Annotated in this window: 13 protein-coding genes; 4 read left to right on the plus strand and 9 right to left on the minus strand. The window is 46.7% G+C overall.

Annotation, left to right across the window (positions count from 1 at the left end; genetic code table 11):
* Positions 1-47: 47 nt before the first annotated feature.
* From EBR25_00820 to EBR25_00845, 6 genes are all read right to left on the minus strand, one after another.
* Positions 48-1,226, minus strand: a complete 1,179-nt coding sequence (locus tag EBR25_00820) for a glycosyltransferase family 9 protein (protein ID NBW39522.1) — start codon at positions 1,224-1,226, stop codon at positions 48-50.
* Entirely contained in the window at positions 1,223-2,080 is an 858-nt protein-coding gene (locus EBR25_00825; protein NBW39523.1) for a hypothetical protein, read from the minus strand. Before EBR25_00825 ends, EBR25_00820 begins: the two co-directional genes overlap by 4 nt.
* Complete coding sequence (gene waaF, locus EBR25_00830) at positions 2,077-3,177, minus strand: lipopolysaccharide heptosyltransferase II (GenBank protein ID NBW39524.1); 1,101 nt, start codon at positions 3,175-3,177, stop codon at positions 2,077-2,079. The genes EBR25_00825 and waaF overlap by 4 nt, the downstream gene beginning before the upstream one ends.
* The gene (locus tag EBR25_00835) at positions 3,178-4,149 is read right to left on the minus strand and encodes an NAD-dependent epimerase/dehydratase family protein (GenBank protein NBW39525.1); all 972 of its coding nucleotides are present in this window, start codon (positions 4,147-4,149) and stop codon (positions 3,178-3,180) included.
* A 157-nt stretch (positions 4,150-4,306) separates the two neighbouring features.
* A complete protein-coding gene (locus EBR25_00840; GenBank protein ID NBW39526.1) occupies positions 4,307-5,758 on the minus strand; it encodes a hypothetical protein in 1,452 nt (483 codons plus the stop codon).
* Between the two features lie 319 nt (positions 5,759-6,077).
* A complete protein-coding gene (locus tag EBR25_00845; protein NBW39527.1) occupies positions 6,078-6,278 on the minus strand; it encodes a hypothetical protein in 201 nt (66 codons plus the stop codon).
* Between the two features lie 265 nt (positions 6,279-6,543).
* Here EBR25_00845 and EBR25_00850 point away from each other — a divergent pair, with 265 nt between their 5' ends.
* A complete protein-coding gene (locus EBR25_00850) occupies positions 6,544-7,101 on the plus strand; it encodes a hypothetical protein (GenBank protein ID NBW39528.1) in 558 nt (185 codons plus the stop codon).
* Positions 7,102-7,260: 159 nt separating this feature from the next.
* Here EBR25_00850 and EBR25_00855 read toward each other — a convergent pair whose 3' ends face one another.
* The 3 genes from EBR25_00855 to EBR25_00865 all read right to left on the minus strand — a co-directional run bounded on the left by EBR25_00855 (position 7,261) and on the right by EBR25_00865 (position 9,057).
* Positions 7,261-7,755 (minus strand): hypothetical protein, encoded by a 495-nt coding sequence (locus EBR25_00855; protein ID NBW39529.1) that lies wholly within the window; start codon positions 7,753-7,755, stop codon positions 7,261-7,263.
* A 147-nt stretch (positions 7,756-7,902) separates the two neighbouring features.
* On the minus strand, positions 7,903-8,460 hold the full coding sequence (locus EBR25_00860; GenBank protein NBW39530.1) for a hypothetical protein: 558 nt from the start codon (positions 8,458-8,460) through the stop codon (positions 7,903-7,905).
* Positions 8,461-8,568: 108 nt separating this feature from the next.
* Positions 8,569-9,057, minus strand: coding sequence for a hypothetical protein (locus EBR25_00865; GenBank protein ID NBW39531.1), 489 nt, complete (start codon positions 9,055-9,057; stop codon positions 8,569-8,571).
* Positions 9,058-9,253: 196 nt separating this feature from the next.
* On the opposite strand from EBR25_00865, the gene EBR25_00870 reads away from it, so the two are divergent.
* The 3 genes from EBR25_00870 (at position 9,254) to EBR25_00880 (ending at position 11,368) form a co-directional block, all read left to right on the plus strand.
* Positions 9,254-10,774 (plus strand): hypothetical protein, encoded by a 1,521-nt coding sequence (locus EBR25_00870; GenBank protein NBW39532.1) that lies wholly within the window; start codon positions 9,254-9,256, stop codon positions 10,772-10,774.
* A gap of 84 nt (positions 10,775-10,858) precedes the next feature.
* Positions 10,859-11,056 carry a hypothetical protein gene (locus EBR25_00875; GenBank protein NBW39533.1) on the plus strand — a complete coding sequence of 66 codons (198 nt, stop codon included), beginning with the start codon at positions 10,859-10,861 and terminating at the stop codon, positions 11,054-11,056.
* Positions 11,057-11,086: 30 nt separating this feature from the next.
* Entirely contained in the window at positions 11,087-11,368 is a 282-nt protein-coding gene (locus EBR25_00880) for a hypothetical protein (protein NBW39534.1), read from the plus strand.
* The last annotated feature ends 198 nt before the right edge of the window (positions 11,369-11,566 follow it).

The following is an 11,566-nucleotide window of genomic DNA, read 5'->3' on the forward strand; positions in this document are numbered from 1 at the left end:
GAGCGGCAACAAGGACAGAGTAACCCGTTAGAACTTTACCAGGCAAGCTATCTTAATACTTGAAGAACTTCTTCCCGCACCTCATTCGGAGATATCAGCCGCATACACGCATTTTTTAAGCCCGGACAGACCCGTCGATGGCAAGGTCTACAGGGAACGTATGAAGTAAGAATTCTGTGCTCAGAGCCAAACGGCGCAACGCGTCGAGCATCAGTCGGACCAAACAATCCTACATAAGGAGTCTCCATGAGACTAGCAAGATGTCCAACTCCAGTATCAGGCCCAGCAGACGCCGAACTCAGTGACAAAATCCCCGCTAGCTCAGTGAGAGTAGTTGCTCCTGCAAGATTAACTACCCTTTTCGTATTGTGAGATTGCAATCTTTCACCAAGCTCTTTTTGGCTTGAATCTCCAACGAGCACGACACAGAGTTCGTCCTCCTCCAAAAGATGCCTAATTAACTGTGAATACCCTGATGAAGGCCAGTCCTTTGATTCCCAAGATGAACCGAGCGCAAGAGTAATCAGCGAACGGTTGCTCTTAGAGACCTCAGCAAATAGCTCCTGAGTATTGTCGTCAAGCCTTGAGAGTAGCCGCTCCACAGCGGTAAGAGCTATTTTTTTATCAATTGCAAAACGAGGGCTCCTACTCTCGGGAGATTCGTTCAAGAGATGCTCAACAAACGCCTTATAGTGAAACACCTTTGAACGATGAAAATCACACTCTTGAATATATTCTGTTTGAAACAACCAGTTACCCTCTTTCGCATCTTTCCGAGCGAATCCCACCCTCTTTTTGGCTCCGCTGAGTCGGGTAAAACATCCACTTTTAAAGTGCCGCTGCAGATCTATCGCGCAATAAAATGGCTCAACTTCCCGTAGTTCACTAATGAGCCGATCAATACCCCAACGTTTATCTCGCCGGTGATACTCAAGGAGGTGGTCCACCGCTGGACAGAGCTGCACGACTTCACTCCACCGATCCTCCACAAGCCAAGTAATGTGAAGATCTGAGCGAGATTCCTTCAGGAGGGTTGGAACTACAATTCCACGAGCCACATCTCCAAGTGACCCCGTCAGCACGATTAGCACCCGAGCTCTGCTCGGAAGGAGGTCACTAGCTCCGCTCGGAAGGGGATCACGAGCTCTGCTCGGAAGGGGATCACTAGCTCCGTTCGAAGGAATATTACGAACGCCTGTGACCTTTGTCTCATCACCGGCCTTCATGACGGCTCCCCTACCCCTTCGGTATTCTCACTTCGAGCTTCAACCTTTCGTCTAAGCAATGCACAAAAAATTTCTGACAAAATTTCAGGGAGCTCATGTTTAATGACAGCCCTTCGCCATCTTCTAATATACCGCTCGCGAAGCATCCTCTCATCTTGATTGAGGACCACTGCGTGATCAAAGTCGATCAGAAAAACGTCTCCGGTTGAAGAAACCACTACATTTCCTGGATGAAGGTCGATATGAAGAATTCCTGCTGCTATAAGCTTTTCAATCTGCTCAACCACAACACGCAAGTACTGTTCAAGCGGCTCTGATAGCTCTCCGCTCTTTTCCTCATTCACGGCGATAGTTGCCAGAGTTCTATGTGTAGGCAAAGCTTCCATAATTAACCACTCACGACGAAACATACCTCGTGTAGTGATCGTTCCTACTGGCGTAGGCACTGATACCCCCAGAGAACGAGCTGTCAACAAGGCTCTCAGTTCTCTTTCTGAACGTTCTTCTCCCCATCCCAAGAAAATATCCTTTGGAAGCACTCTCCGAAGAACTCCGCCACGCTGATAAGATTTCAAGACAAACGAGTCATCTCCCTCGCTGACAAAAGGAATGATAGTCGCACGACCCCCTAGCTTTTCCGATACTGGGCCAGAGGGCTGAGTTGATGCCGCAATCAAAGTCTCTAACAGACTTTGTGATGAAGACGTTGTTAGAAGTCGGACCTGCCTGTCAGCCATCTGAAAGCAGCACAACTCAAATTTTTCTGTGCCATCTCCTAGCAGAGAAACGGAAGAACACTGCGTTGAGGAAACGGAAGCGATTGGAGTGACCGGCTTTTTCAAAGAAGTTGTCATGATGCTTCCCTGCCAATCCCAACGAACTCTGAGGTGTGCTGATTTATCTCGTCAAACTTAGCTCCTGCATGATTCGTCTCTTTGGAAAGACTCTCTCGTAATAGGAACAATACTTCTTCTGGTGAAACTCCTCGCATACAGTGCTCGGTGCCAGTTGGACACTCCATACTTCCATGCCTTCGACATGGCTTGCACCACAGACCGCTTTTTTCTACAACTTGCGCTCTCGGATTATTCCACGGTCCAAAGCCAAACTCTGGTGAAGTAGCGCAAAAGATAGCGACAGTGGGCACCTGGGCTGCGGATGCGACGTGAAGCGCGAATGAGTCATTACACACGACGCCATCTGCACGAAAAACCAGTGAAGCAAACTCCCGTAAGGACAACTCACCTGCTGTATTTACGATATCTTCCGAACCATCGCGAATCTTCTCACATAACTCAAATTCAGCCTTATTCCCGGTCAATACAACTTGATATCCCTCTGCTGCCAGTTGATGAGCAACTTTTCGATAATTTGTCCAGTGCCACTGCTTCGTCTTCCATGCACTGCCAGGCATGATAAGAACCTTCTTCACTACGCGCTGTCTTTCTTCCGAACATGAGTCACTAAATCCAGTCAGCGTCATAGGCCTCTGATACAAGGACTCCTTACCTCTATGAACCACCCACTCGGACTCCAGAATGGAGAGAAATCGCTCCACCGCATGACGACCAGATCGTTCTATACATCGAGTATAGAGTGAGCGCGCCTTTGAGTCGCAGAAACCAATCCTCTCGGGAATACCGGCGAAGAAGAGCAAAAGCGAGGTTCGAACTGAACGGTGTAGGCTGTAGACTTTTTGGTATTTGTTTCCTCTCAAAGCGGAAAGTGTTGAGCCAAAGGAGCTCATGCCAAGAAAACCTTTTCTCTTTTCAAAGGCATGTACTGTTCCAAATCGGGAATCACCCTCTAGCAATTCGGCACCGGCTGGAGTCGTCAAAAGATCAATCTGACTGTCTGGATGGAGTTCCTGAACCGCATCAAATACGGGAGTCGATAATACGATATCACCCAAAAATGCGGTTTGAACGATTAGAATGTTTTCTTTCACCACCTATCCTTGCCAGGAGCCTGTTCCTAAGAGCTCAAGATTTTTATCGACCCACTGAAGCTCTTGAGACAGCCCATCAAAGACCGAAACTTTTGGAGCATATCCTAACTCGTCTCGAGCTTTATCAGTATTGGCACTCGTATGCCTTGCATCTCCTGCTTGCTTATCAACTCGATTAACCTTAAGTGGCTTGCCGATGAGAGATTCGAGATGGGTCAGCACTTGATTTATGGTAACAACCTCTCCACCACCCACATTATAGAAGGATCCCTTTCCGCCACTCTGCGCCGCAAGGAGATTGGCATCTACAATGTCTGATATAAAAGTAAAATCTCTGGACTGCTCTCCATCCCCGTATAGCGTTATCTCTTGATCAAGGAGTGCAGCTTTACAGAAACGATGAAATGCCATATCCGGACGCTGTTTCGGACCAAATACCGTAAAATATCTCAAGGATACGGTATGAACATTGAACTGCGAAGCATAAAGACGACACAAATGCTCGGCTGCCAGCTTTGTTACTCCGTAAGGGCTGACAGGAACTGGCGCTACCTGTTCGCTCGTCGGAAAACTCTCAGCATCGCCGTACACCGATGAACTTGATGCATAAATGAACTTACTTGGATAACCACTGACACGAAGTGATTCAAGAAGTCGTTGGGTTGCAAGAATATTATTCAGGGTATAGGTATCAAAATACTCACCCCAACTTGCTCTTACACCAGCTTGAGCTGCTTGATGGAAAATCCATTCAAATTCTCCAAGTTCAGAAAATAAACCCTCCGAAAGCAAATCTTTCTCCAGAAAATGAAAGCTTTTACTTTCACAAAGGGGTGCGATATTTCTCTCCTTGATCTCTCGAGGATAGTACGGCAAGAAACTATCTATCCCTACGACTACATGTCCTTGAGCAAGAAGCTTCTCTGCTATTGAAGAGCCAATAAACCCAGCCACTCCGGTAATGAGACAACGCATACGTGACCTTTTCATAATTGAGAGCGAGCCAAAGGCACAACCTCTACCCTTGACAGTTCTCTTTCGCAATTCGTGTACTCTTAGCGTAGCGAGAGTATACGAAATTGCAAGGGTTTACCCTGAAAATTCAATATTCTATCCTAGGTTTTGCGAGGAATTATTCGCTTGTGAAACTGAATGCATGTCGGTCGAGCGAGTTATCCACCATTTTTCTAAAATGCCTCTCCTCTACCAACCGTCGCTTTGCTCGTTCTTCATTCTGTTGCTTCGCTTTCAACGCTTGATTCGAAAGAGAATCTTCAATTTCAGTTGGCATAGCATAAAACGTTCTTTTTTTGCCAAGGTCGATGTTTTCGAATTCATTACCCTGACTAGAGCTCGATTTATCAGATTCCTCGTTTAAATAGGCAATTTTTATCTGCAACTCGACATGAGAATTCGGATTCTCTAGAAACCAGTTAGTCATCGACTCCACACTTCGCCATTCTTGCTGAGCCTGATTCTGTTGTTGGAATTCGCCAATCTCAGTTCCCCTCCGTAGCAACGTCGCGCTCAGGAGCCTCTGATTAAAGTCCTCGATAGTCATGCTTTCCAACCCATTTGACTCCAATTGATGAGTGCTAGACTTCTTTTTGAAGCTTCGCTCACTGTGCACATGGGGATTATTAAAATAGACTCTGCCGTCTTCAACATGTGAAAACTCACAGAAATGTCTCGCGTGAGCACCGCTGGCTGCATAAGAGAGCTCAATGCAGGCTCCATCCTTACTTTGTGCAAGCTCTCGCAGAATATCAGCTGAATCCCGCTTTCCCCCAAGATCATTCGTGGTGGATAAAAACTCAACACCACAGCCAAACATTTTTTCCATGGAATATAACCAACCATCTCTGGACATCCCGGAAAAACTCCCCACTGGACGATTCTCTTGATCAAACAGGTAGGTAACTCCTGATTGATCATCGTAAGTGAAGCGCATTCTTGGGTCAGCTATTTCAAGCCCCTCACATGAAAGCTGCATAATAGAGGCCCGAAATACACACTCGGCAATATCAGCACCTTCGAATTTTCCTTTATCAGCTTCATGCCGAATCCCGCCCTCATTGAGATATATTCGACGAGCAGCATCACCACCAAAATCGTGTCGCCCATCCATTACAAGATTTGTCATAAGCTCAGCGTATGCACCGATTCCTTCCTTCGCTATGAACAGCTTTCCGGCAGCAGTAGCCGTGCATGTGGCCATCTGTCCTTGTCGTAATTCTTTTGCACCATCAGCTACGGAAGCAAGAACAGAAGATATGATTTCTTCACGGCTTAACCTCTGAGCTGCAACACAAGAACTTGATGAACAGAGCTTATTTACTGCCTGAGCAAGCCTTTGAATGTCATCTTGTTGAGTTGAATCTGTATTCTCTAAAATCGAGAGAAGTTTCTCTTTATGCTTCGCGCTAAGCGCAGCGTCCTCAATGGCATCCTTTGCCATTGAAACGGCGGTCTCAAAGGTCAGCTCTCGCGCAAACTCAGACCGAAGCTCGGGGCTGATTGACACGTTCTCCAGACCCTCTGAACCCTCAGTCTCGGTGCCTGGTTGAAGTATTGTGTATGCCAAGTGGTCCTCTCATTTCAATTAACCGTATAACTGATATGAAGAGGAAAGTTCCAGTGTTACCTATCACTTACCAATTAACTGGAGCTATGATAAGAGAGATGCCACCGGTAGTTGAGCTTCTGACTGATGTTCATAGTAAAAATAGAGACATTCTAGTCTGTTAGAGAGGAACACGGCCCACTCATGATAATCCACTCTTCCTAGAAATTCGTACAAAAAGAGGAAACTTTTTTGGCAGTAAACCGAACAATTCAGTGAAAGTAAATCTACGAACAATCGAACTTCAACCGACTATGATCACCCTCAGAGCCACTTCTACCTACTTCCGATTTTTGAGTTCAAGATTGAGGTATTTTGCCAGTCGATCAGCGGTTTTCAGTTTTATATCACGCTCACCAGTGAGAAATCGGCGCAACACAGCATGGTCAACGCCAGAACCAACGGCGATGCTATACTTCGTTTGCTTCCCCGATTGAATCACTCGGTTAATTTCTTCTGCTAAGCTGCTACTTAAACTCATCTATCCCAAACCACAAAATCGTTCTTAGAGTGTAGCGCATCGAGTACATGATCACGATATTGGTCGAATGACCAATATCAGTACACTCTTTTGCGAACATGCAGAAGCAAAGAAGCGTGTTTTCTTGATAAGAAGACTCAAGAATTCACTTGAGAAATTTTTTAAGGCAGAGTCATAATGCTCACATCGGTCATATGACCAATAATGCTATCAAGATTTCTTTTCCAAGTGCGAATAGGTGTGTCATTGAAGGAAGACAAGAATCATGCAGCAACACAGTCAACTTACCACTCGACTTGCAAAACTCCTCGCCGAGAGTGAGTCTGCTCTCAAAACCATCTCTCACAGTACTAGCACCTCTTCGACACCGCTTGAGGCGTTAAAAGAGCGGTTTCAGGAGCTTATTATTGGACTCGAGGGAATCCTGACCCTCAATGAAGTAGCCGAGCAAGAAGATGGAGGAAGTGTGGTCTGCGAGGAGTTACTCGAGAAACTCTCGAAAGAACCGATGCTCACCCAGCTTTCCATTACAGTAGAGACCCCTTTCCCACCACTCTACATTAATAGTGCCCGGCTACTCGGTTCACTTCGCTGGCTCTTTCGAGGGGCAATACGGAATGGACATTCACATGCTCACATCAGTAGTAAAGATAGAGACCTACTCATTACGCTCTCTTCAACACGCTCTCCCCCTCTCCAGCGGGAGAGCTTGGAGTATCTCATTGCAAATGAAATGTTCTCTTTCTATGAGCACTCTTTTTCCTGGAGAGAGGATGAAGAGTCACTTATTTGTTCACTGCCCATTTTTAATACAGAGGACTAATTGAATACAGAAGATAGATCGTCTCTGGACAGATTGTCTCTCCTTAAACGGGCACACTACTGCCACAATGCTCCTTCCACTAGATAGCTTCTGACCGCTCCTGCACAGCAGGTTCATTCACAGCGAGTTCATTCACACCGAGTTCATACACAACGCTCCTCAGAAGAACTCATCATCCTGACGTAGTGTATATCCTAATCGATGACCAGTTGCATTTGTAAAAAGCTCATCTAGTAGATCAAGATCAATCCCTTCATTGACAGTGGCTGAAATTTGAAGAACGCCAAGGTTCTCACCACTCGTCTCGTCGTAGCAGAAAAATCGATTTATACCGAATATCGGACCTGGATCCATAAGGCTCGCCTCAAGCCCAATCGATTGGGCAATACCAAGGAACTCTATCCGACTCGGCGAAATCCTATCGAAATTCGGTGTCCACTTCTTGTCACCGAATCGGTTCGAAAGATTGTCCAATGCCTCTCGGGCAGTATCCTGATCAGGAAACTCAAAGAGCACTCCCCGTAAAGGCCCATTTCGGCCAAGATATCGCACGGTATCTTGATGAAATTTTCCATCATCAACACGCCGACCTCCCTGTTGCTCGAGAAAATGGACTGCCTGCTCCTCTGAAGGCATTTTTCGTGAACCGAACATCGCTTCCTCACTCTAAAAACTCACCAACTTCCGAGTAAGAAGAACCGATTACCTCGGCTCAACAACACTCTTCCGTTGAATTACTCTATCCATTTTATGCCGAGAAATGCTGCTCTCGTTACACAAGAAAAGTCTATCGCAATAGCACTACTGATTTTTCGTATCAGAGCCATTTGTCACAGCAGCTACAGCATCCAACACTGACTGATCAAGCGTCTTCCAGACCCTCTTTATGTCTTCTCGAATCTGTTTAATTTCATCCGCTAGCTCTGGAGTCTCACCCTTCAGAGCCTCAGTCGGACGGTCCAGGAGGGGCGAGAGGATTTTTTGTGAAATGGCGAGTGCGGCAAAGAGCTGATCGTATGAGTCTCCATGCCCGAGAAGATGACGTAAGATCTCATAGCGGTGCATCGCATCCCGACTCGTGCCTACTGTTAGCTCGCCCCGGTCATGAAATACCTCGTCTATCTTCTCTCTCACCCTGTCATAGGCACTTGAGAAGTGGCACGCAGCGCGACGAAGTGGAGGATCAAACTCTCTGAGCGTATTTGGGGTCGTACATCCCTTAACGACGAGCGCGATCCGCTCTAGGTCTTCTTGCCGAACTCGAAGCGGCATTGCATACACCCTATTGTGTTCGCGAGTCTTCGGAAGGCCACTGTTTGAAAGTGGCTCCTGACTCGAGCCCTTCATCTCTTCATGCATAATCTTGTTCTTCCTAGTCACACCGCATAAAGGTGTGACTAAGGCCGAATAGCTATCAAACACTGAACGGATTCACTCGATACCGCACATGAGCGAAACACGTGCGTGTTACTTCATCTCAGGAAGCTCTACTTCTTTATCCTCGTTATCAAGACATGGTTCACAAGAAGCGATCCACTCACACAGTGTCGTAGTAGTGATAGTCTCTATCCCTTCTCGAGTAGTAACTTGCTCAGTCTTTTGTTTCGAACTTGTTTCACTATCAAGATAGCCACCGGGACCGGGCACACCATCTGGAATTACTTGCTCAGGGCAGTGTCCAAAGGTGTTTACGCTAGAACCGTACTTTATCTCAGTATCGGCATTTGTCATGACTTCGTGATAATAGCTCCGCAGCTCATCACCCTTATACCGTGTGTAACGGCTAGAGCACTCTGCTTTCAGTTTCTCAAGGCGTGTATCAGCGCTGATATCACCACACAGTTCACTAAAGGTCTCTTCACTAAAGGTATCATCGAAATTCTTTGTATCTTCTGCAAAGGAAGGGGTGGCAAAAGAAACAGCCACCAACAGGAGGCATAGGGTGAGGTTTTTCATGATTTTTCTCCATTCAAAACCCCAATACAGAAAATAAGGGACTCTATCAGCCCCTTTCACCACGAGAGTTATTTATCAAATAGTGCCTAGAATGTCATAAGATTTGAAAATTACGAAAAATGCATACTTATTTTTCTTCTCCTCGAAGTATTTCAGAGTGTTATTTTCCTGAGCTTGTTCCGTCTAACATCCTGTTATGTATCAAACTTCTCTCTGGTGGATAAAACGGGACTTACGGCTATCGGACAATCCAGCGCTTCTTGAGGCGTTGAATCAGTCCCATAGTGTCATTCCGTTCCTCATCTTTGAGCCCTCTGTTATCTCCTCCGCTGACTACTCGACCTTCCACTTTGAAGCTATTACAGAGGCAGCGAGAGGACTTAGAGAGCGTCTTAGGGAGGTCGGAAGTGACCTCTGGGTGGAAACGGGAGAGTTTGAAGAGGTCTTCCTAGCGCTTGAAAAGCACATTGCGATTGATGCCGTATTTAGCCACGAGGAAACAGGAAGTGGCTTTACCTATAGCCGAGACAAACGGGTAGCGGCCTTCTTAGCTGGCCGAAAAATCCCATGGATTGAGTTACCGACTAACGGAGTCATTCGTCGGTTGAAAGCCCGTTCAGAGCGGACTCTTCTTTGGAACAAACGAATCTATACTACACCATTGGACGCTCCTAAGAGTATTCCCCTTCCCTCCTTACTGCGAGAAGAGATCGGTAAAAGAAAGATTCCAGATACACCTGCTCGAGTAGGACTACCTCAAACACCAAATGGAGCGCGGCTTAAAGTCTCAGAAAACGATGCTCAAAGCACACTACAATCATTTCTCTTTAGTCGGGGCCGAGAGTATCGCTATCGAATAAGCTCACCGGTTACGGCGATGACAGCAGGCTCTCGTTTATCGGCTCATCTGGCATGGGGCACTATCTCGCTCAGACAAGTTGTCTCCCATACAGAATCCCGTATCAAAGAGCTGCAATTCGACTCCTCTACCGAAGCGAAGCAGTGGCGTTCTTCGCTACGAGCATTCATCTCACGTCTTCACTGGCATGATCACTTTATTCAACGGCTCGAATCAGAGCCTGAGATGGAGTTTCGAGCTCTTAATCCTGCTTTTCGAGAGATACCGTATGTGAACGATTCAGAGCGGCTTGAGCGGTGGCTTCACGGTCAGACGGGTGTTCCGTTAGTGGATGCGTGTATGCGGTGTTTACATGAAACTGGTTTTTTGAACTTTCGAATGCGAGCGATGGTTGTCTCATATGCGTGCCATATTCTCCACCTTTCGTGGCAAGACATTATGTATCCCTTAGCGCGCCTTTTTTATGACTACGAGCCTGGGATTCACATCAGCCAACTTCAGATGCAAGCGGGGGTAGTTGGGATTAATACCATTCGAGTCTATAATCCGGACAAACAGTTGCTCGATCACGATCCTGACCTGCGATTTACGCACCGTTGGATACCAGAGTTACGCCCGTACTCAATGCCCCAACTTTTATCTCATCCCTCATGCCCTCTTCCGAACTACACCACTCCTCTCGTTGACTATCGGGAGTCCAGCGCGAAAATGCGAAGTCTCCTCTATGCGATTAAGAAGTCTGCGAGAGGTAAAGAAGTGAGTGCAGCGGTTTTACGAAAACACGGGTCGAATCGGCGGCGGGAGGAAACGAAGAACAGGAGAAAGCCGCGCGATGAACGACAGCTCACTCTCCTTTAGAGAGTGTTTTGGCAGCTTTTAAAGAGCAACTAGCCTCACTTACGCAGGGATTCCGACCTGCGTTACGCGAGGCTTCTGAGGGTTATGGCTAAGGTAAGTAGCGAGGTGCAGCTTTTTAAAGAAAAGAAGGTGGTACGACGTCATCATGCGACTCTTCTTGAGGCAAAAGTCGCTCTTTCAGACCGAGGGAATCGCTGTAAGCTCGAAAGAACTCATAGAGGCATTAATAACCATACATCTGCTGAGGTGTGTCAGCAATTAGTTCCGAGCGTTCCCCTATAGGGGAAATGTCCGGGACAACCAATAACTTTTGTGGTAATTCTCAGTTTGTCCACTGACCAAGAATTGGGGAGAGGTCACCGCTATCCCTATGCGCGGAAGGATGGGGCATACTGGTCAGAAGGACTGCAAAAAACCGGGCAAGACCAGAAGCTTGAGCGTTTTATGTTTGCCCTGTGCTTATTCTTCCCCCAGGAGCGAGTAAAAGGCTTTCGAATTGACACAGGCCTATTTCAGCCCATTAAGACCCGTGGAGATATTCAACTTTATACCAGAAGTCCTGCGCTGAAGTTTGAAAAAGTAGAGAAGTCGTAGCTGGTACGACTTCTCAGTGGCACTCACAGAAAACGTGCTTTCCACACTTAATCTTGGAGCCCACAACAATCCTAGAGGTTTCACATGGGCATTTGTCAACAGCGTAATGAGTCGACGAGTACCGACTACATTTACCATTATTTACCTTTTCCAATGCTGCACTGCACTTTTCCCATGCTCTCTTATCCGGAGCTGGTC

It is taken from the genome of bacterium (assembly GCA_009926305.1).
In the GTDB taxonomy this organism is placed as follows: Bacteria; Bdellovibrionota_C; UBA2361; order UBA2361; family RFPC01; genus RFPC01.